This window comes from Paenibacillus nuruki (genome assembly GCF_963311185.1).
GTDB classification, from domain to species: Bacteria; Bacillota; Bacilli; order Paenibacillales; family Paenibacillaceae; genus Saccharibacillus; species Saccharibacillus nuruki.
On record NZ_OY725677.1, the window covers coordinates 2497191 to 2521039 of the forward strand.

24 protein-coding genes and 1 other RNA gene are annotated in these 23849 nt (G+C 39.2%); 9 read left to right on the forward strand and 16 right to left on the reverse strand.

All coding sequences use genetic code 11. The features are described 5' to 3' along the window. Positions 1-25: 25 nt before the first annotated feature. The 4 genes from RCP16_RS10965 to RCP16_RS10980 all read right to left on the reverse strand — a co-directional run bounded on the left by RCP16_RS10965 (position 26) and on the right by RCP16_RS10980 (position 2147). Complete coding sequence (locus RCP16_RS10965; RefSeq protein ID WP_308642412.1) at positions 26-499, reverse strand: hypothetical protein; 474 nt, start codon at positions 497-499, stop codon at positions 26-28. Between the two features lie 12 nt (positions 500-511). Beyond that, a complete protein-coding gene (locus tag RCP16_RS10970) occupies positions 512-1054 on the reverse strand; it encodes a hypothetical protein (protein WP_308642413.1) in 543 nt (180 codons plus the stop codon). Continuing rightward, complete coding sequence (locus RCP16_RS10975) at positions 1051-1506, reverse strand: tetratricopeptide repeat protein (RefSeq protein WP_308642414.1); 456 nt, start codon at positions 1504-1506, stop codon at positions 1051-1053. Before RCP16_RS10975 ends, RCP16_RS10970 begins: the two co-directional genes overlap by 4 nt. An 80-nt stretch (positions 1507-1586) precedes the next feature. Next, the gene (locus RCP16_RS10980) at positions 1587-2147 is read right to left on the reverse strand and encodes an Imm50 family immunity protein (RefSeq protein ID WP_069327084.1); all 561 of its coding nucleotides are present in this window, start codon (positions 2145-2147) and stop codon (positions 1587-1589) included. 186 nt (positions 2148-2333) lie between these two features. On the opposite strand from RCP16_RS10980, the gene cimA reads away from it, so the two are divergent. Both cimA and RCP16_RS10990 read left to right on the forward strand, forming a co-directional pair. Next, positions 2334-3953 carry a citramalate synthase gene (cimA, locus tag RCP16_RS10985; RefSeq protein ID WP_137222442.1) on the forward strand — a complete coding sequence of 540 codons (1620 nt, stop codon included), beginning with the start codon at positions 2334-2336 and terminating at the stop codon, positions 3951-3953. A gap of 248 nt (positions 3954-4201) precedes the next feature. Continuing rightward, positions 4202-4777, forward strand: a complete 576-nt coding sequence (locus RCP16_RS10990) for a M67 family metallopeptidase (RefSeq protein WP_308642415.1) — start codon at positions 4202-4204, stop codon at positions 4775-4777. Between the two features lie 27 nt (positions 4778-4804). On the opposite strand, the gene RCP16_RS10995 is transcribed toward RCP16_RS10990, so the two are convergent. The 3 genes from RCP16_RS10995 to RCP16_RS11005 are packed head-to-tail and all read right to left on the reverse strand — an operon-like array spanning position 4805 to position 8044. Continuing rightward, the gene (locus tag RCP16_RS10995) at positions 4805-5542 is read right to left on the reverse strand and encodes an exonuclease domain-containing protein (protein ID WP_137222438.1); all 738 of its coding nucleotides are present in this window, start codon (positions 5540-5542) and stop codon (positions 4805-4807) included. Next, positions 5539-6621: a DUF294 nucleotidyltransferase-like domain-containing protein gene (locus tag RCP16_RS11000; protein ID WP_371748218.1), complete on the reverse strand. Its 1083-nt coding sequence runs from the start codon at positions 6619-6621 to the stop codon at positions 5539-5541. The genes RCP16_RS10995 and RCP16_RS11000 overlap by 4 nt, the downstream gene beginning before the upstream one ends. A gap of 40 nt (positions 6622-6661) precedes the next feature. Then, positions 6662-8044: an ammonium transporter gene (locus RCP16_RS11005; protein WP_308642417.1), complete on the reverse strand. Its 1383-nt coding sequence runs from the start codon at positions 8042-8044 to the stop codon at positions 6662-6664. Positions 8045-8523: 479 nt separating this feature from the next. Between RCP16_RS11005 and RCP16_RS11010 the strand changes: the two genes are divergently transcribed. Together RCP16_RS11010 and RCP16_RS11015 are read left to right on the forward strand one after the other, a co-directional pair. Further along, a complete protein-coding gene (locus RCP16_RS11010) occupies positions 8524-8958 on the forward strand; it encodes a MerR family transcriptional regulator (protein WP_069327107.1) in 435 nt (144 codons plus the stop codon). Between the two features lie 27 nt (positions 8959-8985). Next, on the forward strand, positions 8986-9669 hold the full coding sequence (locus RCP16_RS11015) for a zinc metallopeptidase (protein ID WP_137222434.1): 684 nt from the start codon (positions 8986-8988) through the stop codon (positions 9667-9669). A gap of 152 nt (positions 9670-9821) precedes the next feature. On the opposite strand, the gene RCP16_RS11020 is transcribed toward RCP16_RS11015, so the two are convergent. Further along, the gene (locus RCP16_RS11020; protein ID WP_308642418.1) at positions 9822-10505 is read right to left on the reverse strand and encodes a rhomboid family intramembrane serine protease; all 684 of its coding nucleotides are present in this window, start codon (positions 10503-10505) and stop codon (positions 9822-9824) included. 121 nt (positions 10506-10626) lie between these two features. Here RCP16_RS11020 and tpx point away from each other — a divergent pair, with 121 nt between their 5' ends. Continuing rightward, positions 10627-11145 carry a thiol peroxidase gene (gene tpx, locus RCP16_RS11025; RefSeq protein ID WP_273593627.1) on the forward strand — a complete coding sequence of 173 codons (519 nt, stop codon included), beginning with the start codon at positions 10627-10629 and terminating at the stop codon, positions 11143-11145. A gap of 160 nt (positions 11146-11305) precedes the next feature. Here the strand turns inward: tpx and RCP16_RS11030 are convergent, their stop codons facing one another. From RCP16_RS11030 to cshA, 4 genes are all read right to left on the reverse strand, one after another. After that, positions 11306-11701 (reverse strand): DUF1499 domain-containing protein, encoded by a 396-nt coding sequence (locus RCP16_RS11030; protein ID WP_069327075.1) that lies wholly within the window; start codon positions 11699-11701, stop codon positions 11306-11308. 204 nt (positions 11702-11905) lie between these two features. Beyond that, a non-coding RNA gene (gene ssrS / locus RCP16_RS11035) (6S RNA) lies at positions 11906-12095 on the reverse strand. 121 nt (positions 12096-12216) lie between these two features. Beyond that, positions 12217-13083 carry a YesL family protein gene (locus RCP16_RS11040; protein WP_083243412.1) on the reverse strand — a complete coding sequence of 289 codons (867 nt, stop codon included), beginning with the start codon at positions 13081-13083 and terminating at the stop codon, positions 12217-12219. Positions 13084-13292: 209 nt separating this feature from the next. Further along, a complete protein-coding gene (gene cshA / locus RCP16_RS11045) occupies positions 13293-14879 on the reverse strand; it encodes a degradosome RNA helicase CshA (protein ID WP_069327074.1) in 1587 nt (528 codons plus the stop codon). A gap of 392 nt (positions 14880-15271) precedes the next feature. Here cshA and RCP16_RS11050 point away from each other — a divergent pair, with 392 nt between their 5' ends. The 4 genes from RCP16_RS11050 (at position 15272) to RCP16_RS11065 (ending at position 19547) form a co-directional block, all read left to right on the forward strand. Beyond that, entirely contained in the window at positions 15272-16093 is an 822-nt protein-coding gene (locus tag RCP16_RS11050; RefSeq protein ID WP_069327073.1) for a YitT family protein, read from the forward strand. Positions 16094-16351: 258 nt separating this feature from the next. Next, positions 16352-16540 (forward strand): hypothetical protein, encoded by a 189-nt coding sequence (locus RCP16_RS11055; protein ID WP_175425148.1) that lies wholly within the window; start codon positions 16352-16354, stop codon positions 16538-16540. A gap of 255 nt (positions 16541-16795) precedes the next feature. Beyond that, on the forward strand, positions 16796-17968 hold the full coding sequence (locus tag RCP16_RS11060) for a putative glycoside hydrolase (protein ID WP_137222428.1): 1173 nt from the start codon (positions 16796-16798) through the stop codon (positions 17966-17968). A 211-nt stretch (positions 17969-18179) separates the two neighbouring features. After that, the gene (locus RCP16_RS11065) at positions 18180-19547 is read left to right on the forward strand and encodes an MATE family efflux transporter (RefSeq protein WP_308642419.1); all 1368 of its coding nucleotides are present in this window, start codon (positions 18180-18182) and stop codon (positions 19545-19547) included. A gap of 56 nt (positions 19548-19603) precedes the next feature. On the opposite strand, the gene RCP16_RS11070 is transcribed toward RCP16_RS11065, so the two are convergent. The 4 genes from RCP16_RS11070 to RCP16_RS11085 all read right to left on the reverse strand — a co-directional run bounded on the left by RCP16_RS11070 (position 19604) and on the right by RCP16_RS11085 (position 23459). Then, positions 19604-20485: a DUF72 domain-containing protein gene (locus RCP16_RS11070; protein WP_069327069.1), complete on the reverse strand. Its 882-nt coding sequence runs from the start codon at positions 20483-20485 to the stop codon at positions 19604-19606. Between the two features lie 28 nt (positions 20486-20513). Next, positions 20514-21110: a TetR/AcrR family transcriptional regulator gene (locus RCP16_RS11075; protein WP_069327068.1), complete on the reverse strand. Its 597-nt coding sequence runs from the start codon at positions 21108-21110 to the stop codon at positions 20514-20516. Between the two features lie 279 nt (positions 21111-21389). Further along, positions 21390-22361: a 6-phosphofructokinase gene (gene pfkA, locus RCP16_RS11080; protein ID WP_069327067.1), complete on the reverse strand. Its 972-nt coding sequence runs from the start codon at positions 22359-22361 to the stop codon at positions 21390-21392. A gap of 27 nt (positions 22362-22388) precedes the next feature. Then, positions 22389-23459 (reverse strand): tetraprenyl-beta-curcumene synthase family protein, encoded by a 1071-nt coding sequence (locus RCP16_RS11085; protein ID WP_371748230.1) that lies wholly within the window; start codon positions 23457-23459, stop codon positions 22389-22391. Positions 23460-23849: the final 390 nt, after the last annotated feature.

Below are 23849 nucleotides of genomic sequence, written 5' to 3' on the forward strand. Positions count from 1 at the left end.
AGCAAGCTCCTTTCACCGATATAGACTAGCTATAGATCGTACATTGATCCAATTGTACCCATAAGTTCTGCTCATCATAACCACTAACAATACCGGTTACCGTTAATCCTACTCCAATCGGTTGTCCATTCATCTGTTCAGGCAATGTTGTTGTATCGGCAATTGCATACACATGCTCATTCAATTGAATAAGACAACCTTGCGGATAGAACATACGTAATATGCCTGTTACCGAATCACCGGGCAAGTACTGTTGTTTGTAATAATCCCACTGCTTTCGATAGGATGAGATTGCAGATTCCCATATTATTTCAAATTCAATTAGACCAATCTGTTCATCCGGTTCAAAATCAACTTCTTTCTCAGCGAGCATAAAATCCGGCGCAATCGATACTTTGGATTGGCCTTCTGCTATCACAATCTGGCGATAAGCTACCCGTTGATCATCCACTTCAAAATAGTATATTTCATCTTCAAATAACGATTTGATATACTGCACAATCGACCCTCCTTATTCCAAGTACTCCATACAGTCCTGTAGGGTATTTTGCATATCTTGATCTGTCGTATAACGTGAAATATTTTCAAATATAGGTAAAGCTTGCTTCAGAAGTAGATAACTGTAGACATAATAATTGAAAAAGATTTCTGAATCATATCCGCGAGGTTCTTCATTTTCCCATTCTAATTCATCATCTTGATCATCGTTATCCCAAAGATACGTTTCTTCTAATAAAAGAGGCATTGCGTCCAGTGTCTGCTTAGTATCTTCCAACTGTTCGTGTTCAGAAAGAGCTTCAATTACTCCTGCATACAAATCAATCTCTGCTGCGCTGACTTCATCTGGTGATTGAAGAGATAATTCTTTTAACAAAAAGAATAGTAACCATGGTGTGACCTGCCATAATGTCGATTGATGTTCTACGATATTGGATAGATCACTGTAATTCCTTTTGGCGATCATTTGAGGAACTTCTGTCGCTCTCCCGTAAGGCGTAGTGATCCGATTCCATGGAATATCTTGAATAGTTAATTGATCTAAAGAAACTGTCATTGGGTCTCCTCCTTTTCCGTTTGTTTTATCTGTGTATAGAATTGCAGATATTTGCGATCGAATCCTTGAAAAGCACGTGTACCACCCAATTGATAGGCTTGTTCAAACCATGTATATGCTTCGGACGTATCCCCTGTCTCATAACAGGTTATACCGACATTTATTCGGGCTGAAGTATGTCTAGGATTATCTTTTACTGCTTCTAGAGCAAGCAGTGCCCATTTATGAGCCTGTTGATAATCCTGACGATCCATATAGATACTTACTTTACATGAAGCAATCCATTCTGTGAGATCCCAGTGCGCTATAGGCTCTGGAAGCAACTCCCAAGCCTCTGTATATTTATCTAACGCTTGATCCCATTTATGATCTTCGTGAGAACGATTTCCTTGTTCTACAATAGCTACAATTTGATCGGATAACGGTTGATTATAATCTTCCAAATTAGGCATATCTATCCCCCTTTATTCCTTTACAGATATATTTCTTCAAAGATCGTCCTCTTAAGTCTGAGGTAACCTTTCCATAGAGCTTACGATTTCAACTCTGCTTTGATGCCTCCACAGAAGAAACTACCTGACATGCCTCTTGCTGCTTCAATATCAACGACCATCAATGTCTCATCATAACGGAAATCCATCTCAGCGATTTCATTCTTCTCCATATCCGGTGCTGAAAATTCAATCTCAGTCGCTTCCAAAAAAGTAAGCTTGATCGTATGATCTGCAAAAGGTTCTGCCAATTGAACATCTAACTCCACTTTGTCTTTACCAATAGTATGATCAGTTATTACACCGTGTTCGAAGTCAGGAAAATGCCCTAATTTGGCAATAATCTCTTTACTCCCTACAATCGATACTGTCGGTGAAAATGCCAGTTGGATCACAACTTGATCGCCCCACTCTAGCGGTTCGTCTGTTGAAATATATAGCTGAATCGCATCTGCTGTTAATTCACGCACACTTGCGACTACATAATCACCCGCAGATACCATGACCACATCGTGTGGATCAAACGGTAAAGGTTGTTCTGACGTATAATAAAGGGTGAATACCTTGTTATTTTGTTCAACTTTTTGAATATGTAATTGCATGATGTACTGCCTCCTAGTAAACTAAATAAAATCAAAATTATCGTATCCCTTACATAAGTGAGGTGATATAATAATAAATTATACTAAAAAACAATGCTTTATTGACACCCCACTTCACAAATGATTAACGAAACACTAAAAAAAGCTATTCATTTTTTTGCACAAATGAAGGAGGAACTCCCCATTATGTCAAAGTCCATATCGATTTTCGACACTACGCTTCGTGACGGTACTCAAGGTGAAGGTATCAGTTTGTCCGCAGATGACAAGCTCAAAATCGCCAAAAAACTTGATGAGCTTGGTGTTCATTATATTGAAGGCGGTATTCCCGGAAGCAATGGCAAAGACATTGAGTTTTTCAAACGAGTACAGACACTTGGATTACATGCCAAAATCACAGCCTTTGGTAGTACACGTCGTAAGGGGAGTATTGCCCATCAGGATGATAATCTCAAACGCATGATCGAATCCGGTGCACAAGCCGCTACATTAGTCGGTAAGTCTTGGGATTTTCATGTGCATACTGCACTTCAGACTACACTTGAAGAAAATCTAGCGATGATTGCAGATTCAATCTCCTATTTGAAGCAACAAGGAATGGAACTTATTTTTGATGCTGAACACTTTTTCGATGGGTACAAAAACAATCCTGAATATGCAGTAGAAGTATTACGTACAGCACGCAAAGCAGGTGCAGATTGGTTAACCATGTGCGATACCAATGGTGGTACACTTCCACATGAAATTTATGAAATCGTATCCAGATTAAATCTTGAACTTGACGGCGCTCCTCTAGGAATTCATACACATAACGATTGCGAACTAGCTGTAGCTAATACATTAAGCGCTGTTCAAGCCGGAGCAAGACAGATTCAAGGTACGATGAATGGATATGGTGAGCGTTGTGGTAATGCTAACCTTTGTTCTATCCTACCTACACTACAATTGAAAATGGATTATACCTGTATCAGTAACGAACAGATGGCTCAATTAACGAATACAGCAAGGTATGTTAGCGAAATTGCGAATGTGCATATGCCTATTAATCAGCCTTATGTTGGAAATGCTGCTTTTGCCCATAAAGGAGGTATTCACGTTTCTGCTATTTTGCGTGATTCTAGAACTTATGAGCATATCGAACCTGAGAAAATTGGTAACAAACAGCGTATTCTTGTCTCTGAATTAGCAGGACAAAGCAATATCCTTTCTAAAGCGAAAGAAATGGATCTGATCCTTGACCCTGAAAATGAAAATACCAAACAGATTATTGGTAAAATCAAAGATTTGGAGCATCAAGGATATCAATTCGAAGGCGCAGATGCTTCGCTTGAATTGTTGCTACGTGAAGCCAATGGTGAAATTAAAGAATTATTCGTTTTTGAATCGTTCAAAATGTTGGTAGAAAAAAATGCAGGTTCTGCTGTTGTATCTGAAGCTTTTGTCAAACTCAAAATCGGTGGAGACAGTATTTATACTGCCGCTGAAGGTAATGGTCCGGTGAATGCACTGGATAATGCACTTCGTAAAGCTTTGGTTGAACATTATCCGAATTTACGTGAAATGCATCTATCCGATTATAAAGTTCGTGTATTAGATGAAGCAGACGCAACCGCTTCTAAAGTCCGTGTATTGATCGAATCACAGAATCTAAGTAATACTTGGAGTACAGTCGGCGTATCTGCTAACGTTATTGAAGCCAGTTGGGAAGCATTGGTAGACAGTATCCGTTATGCTCTTATTGGACAAGCTTTGCCTGATCAGAATCTATCTAACGGCCCTTCTATTCATGGGATCGTGAACCATTAATAAGAGATTGTAAGATGTTTACGATAACTTCGCACTGTAATGCTTCATAGCGTTAGAGAGCGTGATCCACTTCTGTATCTATTAGTTATATGATGAATATCAAAAATAAGGTTCTGGATCGTATATCTTTTGGATATAGGTCGCAGAGCCTTATTTTATGAAACGTTCTACAAATACATATCTATTATAATAAAAAAAGTGACTCTCCTGATTGCATGGAGAGTCCAATAAAGAGAGGGGTAAATACAATGGCAGACCTGCTGCGCACAGATAGGGAGACTGACATCTCCATTCGTCCAACAGCCCTACAGCTACTGACCGACCATATGAGCAGTTCCCTATCCTCAGAAGTCTGCGGGGTATTGCTCGGTAGAAAAGCAGCGGGAGGTATGCGCATCGAATCCTATCGGAAGCTACGCAACGTTGCACCTGACCCGCTGCACCACTTCCTGTTTGACCCTATCGAATGGGTTCAATGTTGTTATCAAGAGACTGACTTGATCGGCATTTTTCATTCCCATCCATTGTCTGCTCCTATACCTTCTTCCATAGATCTTATTCAATTACAGCAATTTGGTGCTTTGACCCCTATTTATCTAATTGGATCATCATCTACTGCTTTATCTGATCAGCCACAATGGATAGATCGTTCATGGCTTATGATCTCAGATCAAGATCATGTACACAAAGACCATTTGTATACCTACAATACGCAATCTTTGGCTATAGCAGGTTATCAAGTGATCACGGATAATTTAGCAGATTCAACTGCCTCAGATACACCTTTGTATACATTGCAATCTTGCGCGTTGAGACTGGTTTAAATCATATTAATTTCTTTGAAATCAATCTTAGAAATTACTCAAATAGGCATACAAATCTTCAAGTGTATCCACCTGTTTATGACGCATTAGACGAAGGTACTCTCCCCATAACGAAGCTGTCATTTTGGCATCTTCTAGTGCATGATGGCGAAGTGTAATCGGAATACGTGCTTCTTCCAATAATTCATCTAATCCGTAACTACCAAGTGAAGGTTTAAGCCATTTGCCGATCATCATTGTATCCAGTATCCGATGTGTTAATTGGATTTTGGATGTTTTCCATAAAGCGGCATTGAGAAATGCTTTATCATGCCCTGTACCATGAGCAATTAATACCGATCTACCGACAAAAGCCATAAAGTCATGCAACCCGTCTATTAGCGAAGGTGCACCTTCAATCATTTCCTGGGTAATACCTGTCAGCTCTGTAATATTTTCAGGAACATTGGTTTTGGCATTTACTAACGTATAAAATTGTTCATCTGTCACTTCATCGCCAATCATTTTGACCGCTCCGAAAGATAATATCTCATCTCCATGTTGAGCATGAAATCCCGTCGTCTCCAGATCGAAAACGACGGTCTCTAACTTGCTCAGTGGCATATACAATACTTCAGGGCGACGCTGTTCACGAGAAAGAGATCTTATAAAAGCCATTTGCTGTGCAGAAGGAGCACCGAATACGGAAGCAATAGCAGATGGAACACCACCACTACGCAGACTGCGCCAAAAACCATTGTTCGCTGTTTTCACTGGCTCTTTCATAAGCGTCTCCTTTCTAAAAAGCGTAATTGCCGTTGAAGTACACGATGTGCTTTTTTCACTGTTCCCAGACTATCTCGAAGCTCATGGAAAAGAGGTCTTTGTTTCCAATCTTTTTGCGGCATAAATCCAGTACCGATATACAATCCATCCACTTGCTGTACAGGTGTAGAATTACGCATACGCAGTGCTGTTAAAAAAGCTTCTTGCATCATTTCCAGTAGCGATAACGTGGCTGCTTCTAATTGAATAAGCCGTTCTAAACGCTTTAGTGTAGAGGATTCATAGATCCCATGTTGTAATGCCAGATAACGTGATGCATTAACAAGCGGAATATAAATACCATACTTTACATCGAAATCACCTGCATGCTCGCCAAATCGTTCAGCCACGACCTGACCCAATACATTGAGTGTTGCTTTGTGACGAACCGTATTTCGCAAAACTGCCGCTGGTAATTGAGGTGTTTCTTTGATCCCTCCATATAACGTATCTAACCATGCGTTTGAAAGTTCAGCATCCCCTGCCATATGTCTCATATCGGAAGCGATAATCCAATTACGAACAGGCTCCCAACTGAGATCACTACGCCAGGTATTCAATTGAGTACGCCAATCGGTTAGCGTTTTACGCCACATCGGCTCAGAGCACATCACTTTTCCCTGACATTTCTCATAACCTATCGCTTCTAATATATCTGCAAGTGTACTGCCAAATTGTTTGAAATAATCTTCTTTGCCCTCATGAGGTTCATCACTTATGATCAATCCATTGTCTTGATCGCTCCAAAGTGTAGATTCCAATCTCCCTGCGCTACCGAAAACAATAAAAGAATATGCAACAGGAGGCGGACCGTAGCCCGCCTCACTTAATTGTTTTTCACAAATGGCTACTGCCTGTTGCATTACATGATCGTGCATTTCATTGACCTTCTTTACCCACTGACGCGTGTCGCTATCCGGCAAAGCTTGATACAATTCGGTCTGCATCGATATGCGCTTTTCTTTCAATAATTGCGGAGTATCAGCATCGGCAAGATCACGCAAGGGAAGATCAAAAGAATATTCATTCATCAGCTTCATCCCCTACTGCTCTTTCTTCATGATGTTGGAGAAAAGAGCGTTATTTGCGCGCATCTTCACCTAATGCTCTCATTTGCTCAGGATAACCATAAGAACCATGTTCACTAATATCTAGACCCATCATTTCTTCTTCTTCAGTAACACGAATACCATTGATCGACTTCATGATCCATAAGATAAGAAGAGAGATCACGAGAACAAAGATAAATGTACCGATCATCCCTAGCAACTGAACGCCTAATTGATGGAATCCACCACCATAGAACAATCCTGGAGAACCAACGCCTGTTTTTTCTACTAATTCCGGTGTAGCGAAGAATCCTGTAGAGACTGCTCCCCACATACCTGCAATACCATGAACAGAGAACGCATAGATCGGATCATCGATTCCTGCTTTTTCAAACCATTGTGATGTAAAGAAGGTTACAATACCTGCTACCAGACCGATTACGATAGCCGCCCATACATCGACAAAAGCACAAGAACCGGTAATCGCTACAAGTGCAGCAAGCACACCATTTAACATACTTGGGATATCTGCTTTACCAAAAACAACCCATGAGATCAATAGAGCGGCTACACCACCTGCTGCGGCTGCAAGGTTAGTTGTCAGCGCCACATAAGTGAAGAATCCATCATTTAATGTAGATAGCGCACTACCCGGGTTAAAGCCCATCCAGCCGAACCAGAGAATAAATACACCGACTACAGAATAAATCTGGTTATGACCTGGAATAATATTAGGCTTACCATCTTTATTGTATTTACCAAGACGAGGTTTGAGCATTAATGTAGCGGCTAGACCTGCTGTTGCACCTGTCAAATGGACAACGGTAGAACCTGCATAATCCTGCATCTCCATAGCGCCTAACCATCCGCCACCCCATACCCAGTGAGCAATGATCGGGTAAATAATAACCGTAAACAAAATACCGAAGATAATATACACACTTAACTTCGCACGTTCAGCAAATCCGCCAAAAGCAATAGATAAGGAGACTGCTGCGAAAGCAAGGTGGAAAAGGAACATCATTGAGATTGGAATACCAAGCCCAGATAGTGCATCAAACGACCCCATCATTCCTTCGCCACTTAAGAAAAATCCTTCATACCCGAAAAATCCATTACCATTACCAAATCCAAGACCAAAACCAAAAGCCCAGAAAGCAATGAGTGCAATACCCAGTGTAAGAATTGTTTTACCTGCAACGTGACCCGCATTTTTCATACGTACTGAACCCGCTTCTAACAGTGCAAAACCAGCTTGCATGAATAACACCAGTGCGAACGCCAGGAACACGAAGAACGTGTTAAGTCCTGTGGATATCTCAGCTGTTGTAACCTCAGCTGCTGCAAAAGCACTTAATGGAAAAGCAAGAAGGGTTGATGCCGCTAACCCCATAACGGCCCATTTTTTTCTCATATAACCCACTCTCCTTATGTAATATTACTTCACATGTCGTGAAATCCTTAATGTCATTATAATCAGAATAATGAAAGAATAACAAGAGTTAATTTTCAATTTTTGAAAATATTTTGTTTCTTACATCTACTCTTACTTTAATTCTTTACCGTTTAACATCGTCAAAGTGCAGTGAATTCAAGCTTTTGAGCGATTTTGATCCTAATTTTTATACGTATTTTTATATTTATGATAATGACTACTTTTTATACTATTTATATAGTATTCAGATCATTTTCATCTAAATTTAAGGGATCGTGATTATACTAGACTTAAGTCTTCCTTCATATACTGTGACAGAATATGTAAAAGCAAGCATAACGTTACACTGTATGGTTTGACTGCAACGTTTGTATTCCTGTAATATAAACAAACAGGATGCAAACTCAAGGGATCCTGTTTTGATCATGACTATAAATGGGGGTGGATACCTTGGGGATATGAAACTTTATCGGATCGGCGAATTAGCCAAAACAGCCGGCATTAGTGAACGTACAGTTGATTACTACACTAAGCTCGGATTGATACAACCAGAAAGTCGTTCCTTAAAAAACTATAGGCTCTATAGTTTTGAAACCTTAATACGATTGGAACGTATAACAAAGTTAAAGCAGGACAAATACACTCTTGATGAAATTAGAGATAAACTGCACGCCTGGGATCGGGTTTCAGACGAAGAACAGGTTACGCAACGACTCACCGAGTTGGAACAACACATGCTTCAATTGCAACGCGAAGTACGTGAACTCGAACCTTTACTTTCACAAATGAAGCCTAATCAAGCCAAACGTGCATTTGTTAATCTGATTCCTCAAAGTGCCGCCTGTATCGAGGCGTTAAAATTCCTGCTAGGTCAAAGTTCAGGCATGATGTAATTTGTCTATACTATGGAGGAATGAGAAATGAGTATTAATGCTTTCTTTTGGATCTTAATTATTCTTGCGTTTGGATTAACCATCTGGGCACAATTTAGAGTTAAAGGTACATTTAAGAAATATTCTGAAGTTCCTAATGCACGAGGTCTTACTGGTTATGAAGCAGCACGTCATATGTTAGATAGTAATGGTCTTCAAGATGTTCCTATCGAACCTGTACGTGGAACGCTAAGCGACCACTATGATCCTGTTCATCGGGTAGTACGTCTTTCTGAAGATGTATATTACCAAAACAGTATTTCGGCTGTATCTGTAGCTTGTCACGAAATTGGTCATGCGATTCAACACAAAACGCATTATCCAATGCTTGCACTTCGTCACCGTATCTTCCCGGTTGTTAATTTCACATCCGGTATTGCACCATTTTTAATTATTGCAGGTGCTATTTTCAGTTCATTTAGTCTTTTGGGACTTGGGGTTATCTTCTTCTCGGCTGCTGTTGTATTCCAATTGGTAACTTTACCAGTTGAGTTTAACGCAAGTAACCGTGCAAGAGATATTATGGTTGCTGAAGGTTATGTAACGAATGAAGAAGAACGTAGTGTAGGTAAAGTATTGAATGCTGCTGCCCTTACGTATGTAGCGGCTGCGCTATTGTCTGTACTTGAATTGTTACGCCTTGTCTTTATGTTTGCAGGTAACCGTGACTAAGAACGTTATTATCAGATGACTGTCTAATCATTAAATTCAATAGATTCCAAACAAAAACCACTTTCGATGTATAGAAAGTGGTTTTTGTTTGTTTACACTCTATCTTTATTTTATCTAAACGACTAAAGATTGGTGATATAGATCGAACAAGATCATTCCATTTTGTTTCGATTTTCTTGTTCAGACAGTGATTTGGCATAAGCTTCTGCCAAACGTCTCCATCGTCCACGTAATCCAGTCAATCGCAACATCAATCCGTAAATAAAGAATCCAGCGATTAAACCGCCTACATGCGCCCAGATGCCAATACCCGGAACAACGAATGTGAAAATAAGACCCAGTCCTAAAATCGTGTACATCGTCTTACGAGAAGCCTCATCCATAATTTGACGCTGGAACAACGCTATATATAAAAATGCTCCATAAATACCATAGATAGCTCCTGATGCGCCAACAGCCACGACACTATTCGCCGATTGTTGGTATAATTCCAAACTGATTACATTTCCGATAATACCACTCGCCATATACAGAACTACATAACGCCAGCTTCCAATTAAACGTTCAAGCGGTGGAGCAAATACAATCAGTCCAAAGCTATTCGATAACAAATGACTGAATCCATTATGCAAAAATATAGCTGTAATCACTCTCCACCATTGATCATACATAGGTACATTGGTAACAGCACCATAATCAGCTAGTGTCTGTGGATTAGTTGAACCGCCATTAAAGCTTAAAAAGATAAACACTGCAACATTAATCAATAATATCAAAGAAGTGACTGGATAATACCGTAAAAAACTTTTCCAATTCTCATAACGGACAAATAACATAGGATCTTCCTTTACTGAATATAGTAGTGAACTGCATTTTTGATTTATTACCCTCACTCTATTATAATGAATTTTGGTTAAGATTGCGAAATGATAGCAAGATATGAGGAGGCAATATGATATGGTACAAGAACGTACAGGCATAGCTACTTTTAAAGGAAACCCTATTACTCTTATTGGCCCTGAACTTAAAGTAGGCGATCAAGCTCCTGCATTTAATCTGAGCAAAAACCTGCTTGAACAAGCAACACTTAGCGATTACACAGGTAAAGTAAAATTAATTAGTGTGGTTCCTTCTCTGGATACAGGTGTATGTGATGCACAGACACGTCGTTTTAATGAAGCCGCTTCTGAACTAGGCGATGACGTAATCGTTCTGACGATCAGTGCAGACCTTCCTTTTGCTCAAGCAAGATGGTGTGGTGCAGCTGGTGTAGATCGTGTCGTTACTCTATCTGATTATCGTGATAACTCGTTTGGCAAAGCTTATGGTGTATTGATTAAAGAATTTGTAATTGATATGCGTTCGATTTTTGTCATTGATCAAAACGATGTTATTCAATATGTTGAATACTTGCCAGAAATGGCTGAACATCCAGACTATGATAAAGCAGTTGCAGCCGTCAAACAATTGCTATAATCTAGCTTCAATAAGTATTGCGCAGTAAGAATCTAATCCTTAGTACTACGGTACACTATCGTTAACGTTCCAAAAAAAGAAGCTTCCTACTCACGGTATGTGAATAGGAAGCTTCTTTGAAGTCGTATACCAAATACGTATGTATGAAGCATGGGCTTCATTAGGTACTGGTTGTTTTGTATTGTGCTAGCTTTTTATCCAAAGAACCAAAGAGATTCAGGATATTACGATAATTTGCTCCTAGATCACCTAATGATCCACGAGAAGCTGAATAAATATCGATGGCACTACGCACAGGACTTACCGATACAATCGATACGGTAATATCCATTGTCCGTCCAAAACCTGTTTTTTTCTCCAGTATAATTTCGCCTACACTTGGAACTTCATGCAGTACTTTATAACCCGGAATTTTTTTGAGGGTTGAAGAAACTTCTTCCCATGCTCTTTCACGGGACAGATTGTAATATCTTGTTTTCATTTGAGGATCTTTGGCACGATCGCCTGTTCCTTCTTGGCTACGTATAATCCCCACCAATGTTCTCTTTAACGACAAGATTTTTCCTCCTTTACATGTGAAGCCTACCTTATTATAAGTGTATCATTAGTACCTGAATAATAAAACTAATATTATGTAAGCGCACACGAAAAACGCCCTATTCTATCAATTCTTTTACAGAACTGTAGCTAGAGCGCTCTCGTATTCAATAATTCGGTCATTCACACTACACCAACCTCTTGCTTACTGATGAATCTACTAAAAAGTCCCGCATATGCCGTCTGATTACATTGTCTTCGAACCTGCGTAGCAGGTGGGTGATCGCAAAACTGTTTTTGAAGTCCCCGCATCCAATGGATAGGGCTGGTCAGCTACAGTTCAATTTGAATCTCCCAAGACATTGTTATTGGTTCAAAACAACAGATAATCAAAACGTACATTGCAGGATGTAAATTCATTATAAACCTCGTGTAGCGAATTGTAAACCTTTACACCATTTTTTCCTGATATCTATTTTTGAACGATAATAAGGAATAAAATATGAGTTTTTATAACTATTTGTTCGGGCTATGTTAACGTTCTTTATTTTTAGTCAAGCTTTTTTTAACATTATCGTTCATTGAAGTCGGTTGCTTTTCAACATTGATTTGTTTGGCTTGCTCAACAGGAGACTGATCCCCAATCACTAATTGTTCATCTGCTTTTAATTCTTTTTCTTCATCTGCTAGTGCTTGTTTCTCAGACTGTTCTTGCATTTTGAGGAACATGCCATAGAAGTTAAAGAATGCAAACCACGCGATACCTGAAGCTAAAAAGAAAACAAATAGCACAGGATATTTGGTACCGATAAACAATAAAGCTACTGTACCGAGCAATGTCGAGAACAGACGAAACGGTCTAACGATTGATAAAAGGATCGCATTTTTAACAATATCTTTTAATTTCATATGATAGTGAGCAATCATAGCGAAGAAATTGAACAAAGATACGAATAATACCAGTAAGAAAATCAACATCACGATTCCAAGTAATTGTAGATTCGGGAATTGAGTCATATAAACGGTATAGTCTACATACATAATAACAAATAATAATGTATAGAAGAATCCACCTAACATACTCTGTTTATAATTTTCTTTGTATCCTCTAAAGTAGGTTTTGAATACCGATACATCGCCTTCGCCCATCACCCATTTACGAACCACTGTAAAAAGAGCAGCTGTCGCTGGAAACAATGTGAACGGTGCCATAATTCCCATTCCCCAATTAGCTTGAAGAATATCATTCGCTGTAAACCCGGATTGACCAAAAATAAATCGCATTACTAGGAAAAATAAAAATGGTGAAGAACAAATGACCCATAATAGGTTACTACCTGCTAAGCGCATAATCCACTCGGATAGCCTGTATATTCCACCCATTACCCCTCTAAATTCCAAATCAACTTCCCCCTCACGTCTGCATCAGCATTTCATCATATCGCTGTTTTCTCTGAAACCTACACATATTAAATATACCTAACTCTTCATTATAATACCAGTGTCGATTGATTATGTATGGTATTTCGCTAATTCGCCTTGGTTAAAAATAAAAAAAGAGAGCCAGGTTTTATACCTGACTCTCCTATTTATACAAAGATGTTATTTACTTATGCGTTGAAAGAATCGTCGCGTTTTGGTGCTGGACGACGGTTTTCGCTGCTAGTTGTACGTGGTTTGTTACGATCACGTCCAGCATCTTTGTTACCTTTATATCCGCCACCGCTAGAGCTTCCGCCGCTGCTGTATCCACCGCGTCCACCACTGCTGCTACTGTTACCTTTATATCCACCAGTGCTACTTCCACCACGGTTGTAGCTACCACTTGGCTTACGTCCACCTGAACGAACATCTGGTTTACGACGTTTTGCACGAATTGGATCTTCTGGAGTCAAATCAACCTGTGCATCTTTTTTCTCGCCAGTTAACAATTTGATTGCTGCTGAAAGCAAGTTCACAGAATCATATTGTTCTAACAATTGAATAGCAATACCTTTATATTCGTTCAAAGGTGTTGTATCGTCTTGTACTAGCTCAAGCAAGCGCTCAGCTGTAATGCGTTGTTTACCTTCAATCGCTTCTGCCAAAGATGGAAGAGGTTTACGTGCGATTTTTTGGTTTGTTACACGCTCAATAAAGTGTAAATGATCCATTTCACGTGGCGTTACGAAAGAGTAAGCTGCGCCTTCTTTACCAGCACGTCCTGTACGACCGATACGGTGAACATAACTTTCTGGATCTTGCGGCAAGTCAAAGTTTACAACATGAGTTACGCCAGATACATCAAGTCCACGTGCTGCTACGTCTGTAGCTACTAGAACGTCGATACTACCGTCACGGAATTTACGCATTACACTATCACGTTGATTCTGAGACAAGTCACCATGCAAACCGTCAGCTGTATAGCCACGTTTTTGCAAAGCTTCTGCCAATTCGTCAACACGACGTTTAGTACGTCCGAATACGATTGCTAGTTCAGGAGATTCCATATCTAATAGACGAGACAATGCATCAAATTTTTGACGCTCGTTTACTTCGATATAAGATTGGTCAATCAAAGGTGCGCTAACATGTTTTGGAATTACAGAAACATGTTCAGGGTTTTTCAAGAATTGTTGCGCTAAACGTTTGATGTTAGCAGGCATAGTTGCTGAGAACAACATGGTTTGACGCTCTTCTGGAACTTGTTTCAAAATAGATTGGATATCTTCCATGAAACCCATATCAAGCATTTCATCTGCTTCATCCAATACTACAGTTTGTACATCATCAAGTTTGATTGTTTTACGGTTGATATGGTCAAGCAAGCGACCAGGTGTACCGATGATAATTTGAGGTTTCTTTTTCAAAGCGCGAATTTGGCGAACGATATCTTGTCCACCATAAATTGGCAATGAACGGATACCTTTAAAGCGAGCTAGTTTCTCAATTTCTTCTGCTACTTGGATCGCCAACTCACGTGTTGGTGCCATGATCAAAGCTACAATTTTATCTTCCGAACGTTCGATCTTGTTAATAAGGGGTATGCCGAATGCTGCTGTTTTACCTGTACCTGTTTGAGCTTGTCCGATCATGTCACTGCCGCTCATAGCAATTGGAATAGCTTGTGCTTGGATAGGTGTTGATTCTTCAAAACCTAGCTCCATTACCGCTTGTAGTACTTTTTCATCTAATCCGAAATCTGCAAATTTAGTCAAAATATTCGTGCTCCTTCTATATTGTGGACAATCCACCAACTTGTTTGTATTCTTAAGTAGCAAATGAGTAGTATATACCTGCATCGCAGGAGGCCTTGTGGACCGCCACTTATTCTTTTTTTGTTATGAACTATTGAATAATTCAGTAGTTAGTATAAACTATACCTTTGTTCAATAGTTTCTATGATGAAATAAATCAGTCTTGCGTTTATAGAATAGTCAACATAATTCAGCAAAACATCCCTACTCAAGAATATCTAAATCATTATATCACAAAATACACAATGATTACTAGCTGAATCATAATATAATTACTTTTGTGAAAGATACTTCTTATAAATTAACAGGTATACTTTCCATAACTTACTAACTTACAACCCGAGGTGATTTTTGTGTCAAAAAAAATCGGTGCCCTATTTGTTGTTTTTCTGGGCTCCTTATTCACAGCTGCTGCGTTTAACCTGTTCCTGATTCCCCATCAATTATTAAGTGGTGGTGTATCAGGACTTGCTATGTTAACCGGTTATTTTACACCGCTTAATATTAGCCTGCTTTACTTTGTATACAATATACCTCTGTTGATTGCAGGTTGGTTTTTGCTTGGCAAACGATACATTTTGCTCAGTATTGTCTCTGTCGCAGCAACCACATGGATGATGACTATTATTCCCGTTGAAGCAGCAGCACCTGATTTACTCCTTTCTGCTGTATTTGGTGGTGTACTTATAGGAATAGGTGTAGGTATTTCTTTCCGTGTCGGCGGTTCTTCGGGTGGATTCGATATTCTTGGTTCCATTATTACGCGCTATCGTGATTTCCCGGTCGGTAATGTGATTGTTGGATTAAATGGATTGGTTGTACTCGCTATGGGTTACTGGTCGAATAATTGGAATATCGCACTTGCTTCTATGGTCTCTATTTATATTGCAGGTAAGGTACTAGATCTTATTCATGTTAGTCATGTCAAAGTAACTTTGTTTATCGTATCTAATCATACTGATCTATTGTTAGAAAAGTTAATGCCTCTTCAGCGTGGGGTAACGATGATCAAAGCAGAAGGTGCATTCTCACATACGCCTAAAGATATGTTAATGACGGTAACCACACGTTATGAACTCGCAGAATTACGTAGAATTATTAAAGAAACTGATCCTGCTGCTTTTGTAAATATGGTCGAAACAGTTGGAGTTATGGGTTCTTTCCGTAAAGGGTAATAGACGACAAAAAATATTGTTTTGATGTTTTATTAAAAAAATGTAAACTATTTTGGTTTTGCTATACACTGAAAGTCGCTTTTTGTCGTAATATATAGTAGACTAAAAACACGCCACCTCTACCTTTTTATTAGTTGCAGTTTGTGTTCAGTCCCTAACATTTGATACACAGCCATGCTTTTCCTAAAGTTCTCATTAGAATGATTTCGTTCATTAAGCGTAATGATTCCAGAATAGGAAAGGGTGATTATTGTGGAAATGGAAACGGTCAAATTGTCACAAATCGTCATGAAATGGTTTCCTGATATGATGCCTTCCCTAAAACAGCAAGAATTGAACGCTGTTATTGTTTTACGTGATGGGTTGCGTATCTTGGAGCCAGAGGATGCTATGGAAATTATTCAACACAGTATTTGCGAAAATCAAAGCCAGCAATTCATGCAATAAGATTAACTTATAACGATATTAGAAATGTCGCTTCTACCTTCTTCTATAGAGGGTTGGAAGTGGCATTTTTATGTTTTATACTAAAAAAGATTAATACTTGTTTAGCTATGCTTTGACATGGTTAAATATGTAAGATGGATATTTTTAGATACTAACGGTAACAATTATGTTCTTTACAGTTTATTGACATCCGTTATACTTAAAAAGTAAATCCACATGACGTCACGATTATACATACAGAGAAGGAGCTAACACATGGAAATCTTATGGGCAATTATGCTGCTCGCATCTACAACGCTTAGTGGTGGTCAAAGTGATCAAGGTACAACAAAGACAACTACTCTTCAATCCGCTTTGAATCAAGCGGCTATTCACAGTCAAATGAGTCAAACAGAGGTGGATGCTGATAATCCTCCTGCCAAAATTGATCCGCAAGTCGATGCACCTAAAGTAAAAGGCGTATACGTTACAGCTTACAGTGCTGGTGGTTCACGTATGACTACCCTGCTTGATCTTTTGGACAAAACAGCATTAAATGCTATGGTTATTGATCTTAAAGACGATGCTGGATACATAACGTATAAGACGAAAAATGCAAAGTTGAAAGAAATGGGTAGCCCGCAAAAATTTATTGCTGATCCAGAAGCGATGATGAAACGTTTGAAAAAGCATGATGTTTATCCGATTGCACGTATTGTTGTGTTCAAAGACTCTATCCTTGCTAAAAAGCATCCTGAACTTTCTTTTGTAAAAAGCAATGGACAAGTATGGAGCAATGCTAAAGGCGATAACTTTGTAAATCCATATAATAAAGACGTATGGGATTACAATATTGAATTGGCTAAAGAAGCAGCAGCGATGGGATTCAAAGAAATCCAGTTTGATTATGTTCGTTTCCCTGAAGGCTTCGAAAATCATGAAGCTGAATTGAAATTTACCAAAACTAAACAATCTCGTGTTGATGTGATTGCTGAATTTGTACAATATGCTCGTAAAGAGCTTGCTCCACTAGGTGTACGGGTTTCTGTTGATATTTTCGGTTATGCAGCTTCTGTTCCTGCGGCTGAAGGTATCGGACAAGATTTCACGAAAATTTCAGAAAATGTAGATGTTATCAGTCCAATGGTCTATCCAAGTCATTACTCTACAGGTTGGTTCGGTGTTAAAGATCCCGACAAAAACCCATATGCAACGATTAAAGGTTCGATGGAAGATACATTGAAAAAGTTAAAACCACTTGGTGATCAAACACCGATTATTCGTCCGTGGATTCAAGACTTTACAGCAAGCTGGTTAGGTAGCGGCCACTATACATCGTATGGTGCTAAAGAAGTTAACGACCAGATTCGTGCGATGCATGAAAAAGGTATCGATGAGTACTTGCTATGGAATGCAGGTAACCGTTATACAGCCAACGCTGATTATTAATCATCATTTTATGTTGGGAATGCTATACCATTTAAAGTGCAGAACCCGGATCATTTTCCGGGTTCTTTTTTTGACTATTCAAAATAATCGTTATCCTGTACAATCAACTTTTGATACTTATAATTTTGATGCCTATGATGCCTATATAGTAACTATTTGATTGTATTGATGAATACATATATTACTTTATTCTATTAAATGAGGTTAGACTATGATCCCTACAGTTACACTTTTGCAAAAGTTCAGTCAGTTTCTAAAAATATTGTTTCCAATTCTGGTCACACAGATTGCTTTATCATTGATGACTTTTTTTGATACTAATATGTCGGGACATGCCAGTGCCGAAGATCTAGCTGGTGTAGCTATTGGTTCTAGCTTATGGGTTCCAATTCAAGCAGGTCTTAGTGGTATTCTAGTGGCTGTTACACCTATTGTGTCTCAGCTGATCGGTTCCAATCAACGCAAGCAGATTAGCTTTAATGTCGTTCAAGCCTTGTTATTATCTGTAGTCGTCTCGATCGTGATTCTCATTGTAGGCGGTCTATTATTGAACCCCATTTTGGATCTAATGAGTCTAGAACCTTATGTACGTGAAGTCGCTCATGGATTTATTGTATGTTTATCTACAGGCATCGTGCCGTTGTTCGCTTATACCGTGTTGCGTAGTTATATTGATGCACTAGGACAGACACGATTTTCGATGATAATTACATTATGTGCGCTACCGATCAATGTAGTGATTAACTATTTACTTATTTTCGGTAAATTCGGATTTCCTAAATTGGGCGGAATTGGTGCAGGTGTAGCCTCTGCGATCACCTACTGGTGTGTGTTTTTAATAGCCGTATTGGTTATTCATCTCGCTGAACCTTTCCGTCAAGATCAGATGTTTAAAAAATGGCACTCCCCTTCTTTGCAAAAATGGGGCGAAATCTTGAAATTAGGTATTCCGATGGGATTTGCTATCTTTTTTGAAGTTGCTATTTTCGCAGGTGTAACACTATTTATGAGCAACTACGATACAATGACGATTGCAGCTCATCAGGCGGCTCAGAACTTTGCAGCAACCCTCTATATGATTCCGCTAAGTATTTGTACAGCTTTGACGATTCTGGTCGGTTATGAAGTCGGTGCAAAGCGCCTCAAGGATGCAAGGCAATATACTAAGCTTGGTCTGGGATTAGCTCTTGCATTATCATTATGCACGGCTGTGATTTTACTTGCTTTTCGCCAATCGGTTTCTGCACTGTACTCGTCTGATCCGGTATTGATCGACCTGATTGCTCACTTTATGATCTATGCTGCTTTTTACCAAATATCAGATGCGATTGCTACTCCTGTACAAGGAGCTTTACGAGGATATAAAGATGTTAACCCAGCTTTCTTTTTAACTTTTATCTCATATTGGATTATTGGATTACCTGTAGGGTATATTGTTGCGAACTATACCAATTTTGGTGCTTTCGGGTATTGGATAGGATTGAGTATCGGGCTTGCAGTAGGAGCAATTACGTTGCTTTCTCGGTTATTGTGGGTACAACGGCAAGCTATCCGTGATACGAACTTTGCTTCTAAATAAAATGATTTATCAACAAAAGCGGCATTCTCCTATCCAAGGAAAATGCCGCTTTTTATTTATTCTTGTCCACTCCAGTCGAAAAGGTCAATCTGTTCCATATCGACTTTCTTTTCTTCTGGAATCGTTGGTACTTCTTGTCCTAACATCGCCATCAATTGCCGAGCATTATCTGCTGCATCTCCGCCTGAATTATTATTGAAAATCACACAAACTTCTTCGGATTGCTGTTCCAATCGCTGTAGACGTTGTGCCCATTCTTGTAATTCTGCTTCATTGTAGCGGTACAGATAACGTACTTCTCGCCAGTTCGGTTGTCCTGATGAATTCCAGCCTGATTCATTACGGCCATGCATACGAACCACTGTTAACTGACGATCGGTCACTTCTTCAACAATTGGAACAGAGCCGATTCCAGCTTGCGGTTCATCGCAGATGCTATGAATCCAGTTCTCTTTACGCATAAATTGGATCGTTTTATCTCGCATTTCAGGCGTGTACCAACTTTGATGGCGAAATTCGAGTGCACACGGGTAATCTCCCATAAGTTCACGAATATGCCGAAGAGTCTTTACATTTTCTCGATTACAATCGAACCAGGGTGGAAATTGAAATAGAGCAGCCATCAATTTACCTGCCTGATCCATTGTACTGATCGATAAGCGAAAAGCTTCAAACATCTCTGCTTCACTATCAAAAGGAATTTTACCCCGTGAATGCCCTGTCATACCTTGAAAAGCTTTGACAAGAAAACGAAAAGAACCAGGTGTCTCTTCAGTCCACTTTTCCATATTCCGCCGGGATTGGATCGCATAAAAGGAACTATCTACCTCTACGGTGCGGAATAATGAGCTATAAGTGGGTAATTTGTTCTTATTTGCTTCTTTGGTAAGATAGAGAGAATCATGATCTCCCCAACCCGTCAAACCGACAGTAATCATATGAAAATGAACCTCCTAGCGCTATCATCTACACTTTGCTTTGTTTCATACCAATTCCAGATACATATAAATTTACAATATCAAGCGCTAATTGTTCTGGTGCAACTTTGCCAGGAAGAAGTTGTGTAAATACAATCCGTTCGATTGTACCTACCAAACATTCTGAGACCATATTCATCCGAAATTCAGACTTAAATTGTCCAGAACGTTGTTCACCCGATAACATCTGCTCAACCCATTGAACCAATTCTTGCTTCATATTTTGCGATTGTGGTGCCAAATGAAATCCAATTCGTGTTAAATACGGGTTCGCATAAAAATAGTCAAACATTGAGGTCAACGTATGACATAATTGGTGCAGTACCCCATCAGTTGAATGTATTTCAGGAAGACGACTTTCATTGATGACTGTAGTGAGTCTAGCATGGAAAAGCTTAACTAGCTCTTCAAACACAGCATCTTTACTTTCAAAGTACAAATAAAATGCGGGTTGTGAAAGCTTGGCTTCTGCAACAATAGCACTGACTTTCGTTTCATGAAAACCATGTACAGCAAATTGTTTAGCAGCAGCGTGTAGCAAACGTAAACGGCTCTCCTTTCCTTTTGCTCCTTTTTCTCTCGTCAATGTATGGTAGCCCCCTTCTAGTTGGTCTCTCCAGTTCCTACGGAGTTAAGATATAAATGACTTACTCCCTTATAGTACAATAATTTACCCGTTACTTCTAATCTTTAATTCAAAAATTTTACCATTTCTTCTCATATTTTTTACAAAAGTGATATCTAAAAGTAATTTTTGGTAAAATAAAAAGCGTGCAAATATTAGCAATCCGAAGATTACGTAAGATTTAGCCCGCTTTTTAAAGTTGATGATTAAAACATTTATCCGTTTTAGGACTGGCTTAAATTATTGAGATAAGCGAAGTGCTAACTCGTATGTTTCGTGGTCAAACTCTTTTTTGCTATTTACAACTTTATCAATATCCGTCAATACGATTTCGCCTTTGATCACGCCACAAGCTTTGTCGGATTCACCTTCAATTAACTTACGTACTGCAAAATCACCCAAACGACTTGCTAGATTACGGTCACGAGGCGTTGGTGTTCCACCGCGCTGAATATGTCCAAGTACAGTTACACGAGGTTCCAAGTTAGGATAGTGGATATGCAGTTGTTCTGCGATATCTTCGCCACGACCTGCACCTTCAGCTACGATAACAATACTATGACGTTTACCACAAGCAAAGTTGTGATGCATACGATCTGCAACTTCTTTAAGATCATACGATACTTCAGGAACAAGAATAGTCTCTGCACCAGAAGCTAGACCAGAATGAAGAGCAATATCGCCGCAATGACGACCCATAACTTCTACAATAGATACACGTTCATGAGAAGACATGGTATCACGCAATTTGTTAACTGCATCTACAACAATACCTACTGCTGTATCAAAACCAATCGTTGTATCTGTATACGAAATATCGTTATCGATTGTACCTGGCAATGCCATGGTTTTAATACCTAATTTACTTAATTTGTTTGCACCTTGGTAAGATCCATCTCCACCGATAACGACTAATCCATCAATACCGTGTTTGCGAAGAATATCAGCACCTTTTTGTTGACCTTCAAGTGTCATGAATTCTTTACAACGTGCTGATTGAAGAACCGTTCCCCCACGTTGGATAATATCGCCTACACTACGTAGATCCATCGGGAAAATATCTTCGTTTAACAAACCTTGATATCCACGTTGAACTCCACATACTTCAAGACCAAAATAAAGAGCACTACGCACAACGGCACGAACCGCTGCGTTCATTCCTTGGGAGTCTCCTCCACTGGTTAGTACTGCAATTTTTTTTACTGCTGACATTTCAAATTGCCCCCTTGTTCATTATGTTTACAGATACTTGCGAATCACTTGACTATTAATGATAAAAAAGGCTCGCATAGGAGGACCTTTTCGCAATAGCCGTTTAGAGATAGCACGCACTTCTCGTTGTGTCTTGACCTTGGGGTCTGTTAAGTATAGTGCGACTAGACCTTCAACAATCATAAGATGGAATGAAGCACCCGGAAGTTGTTGTACATCTGCGCGCGCCCAATCAACGATCTTCTCAATACGATCAATGACCTTAATAGACGGATCATAATAATCGCAAAAATTAAGATCGCCTGAATGCTGATCTTCTTCCTGATCAATCACATAGTCCAGCATAATATGAAGACAACATACATTTGGAAAATAAGCAGCATGCGCTTGCTTAGCTGCCGCATCATTCATACCCGGTAGACCACTTGCTGCCAAAAACATCATAAATATGCCCAAAGTAGAACCTGTTGCAGCAGCAAATTCATGCCAGTATAACTGAGGTGTACGGTGCTTATGCTCAGACCACCATTCCATCAATGTGGCTTGTCGTAGTTCAGGAGCGATATGTTTGTATGTCTGTAAACCACAATATAATTCAACCAGATCACGCAAATAAGGATATACAATATCATAATCTGGAAGTTCACTAATATATCCCTGGCAAGCTTTTACCAGTGTAGACATATAACCAACTTCACTTTCACTATTAAATTCATAATAGTTTTTGGGTTCTACGCCTGGAACAATCGCATCAAGCAAAGCCTGATGGAGTAAACGGAAATCTTCAACATTTGTACATTGAGGACGATCAGATAGATTATCTGCATAATCACAAATCGTCTGAAACGCTACAATTAAAGGTAGCAAGTTATGAAATTGAGCCATATTCGCTACGGCATATACTGATCCACCATCACAGTGAAATTGCTTGTTACCTAGACTATCAAGTGCTTGATATCGTAGTTCAGCATCAGGTATCAAATTCGCCTGTTCACGCCAGCGAGCAAACTCTTTACGGACTTCCGGTATTCCGTGTTTGTATACGCGTCTCATCAAAGAAACAGCATTACGCGGAAACGGATAACGGACTTTCATCATATCATTCAATGGGCTTCCTCCACATAGTTGTCTGTTGAACCTATCAGTATTATCATACATTATATTCAGAGTGCTCACAACGTACAATTGAATTTATCACACCGCGCCACATATGGGTTTTCTTTCTTTTTTTCTTCATTTCAAGGACATATATTTCTTATTTTCTCTATGGTCTTTGAATAGAATACAAAAAGGATATTCAATGTTGGAAATCGGATTAAAAACACCACTTTTTGTTTTGACTTTCCACACCCTGCTCTATACCTATAATCAGCAGTAATAAACTTGCACAAATAGATACAATTTTAAAAAAATGTAACTTTTTGTTGGTTAGATCACGCTCTCTTAGAGATCATTATGATATACTAACGATAATTTTTATAGAACAAA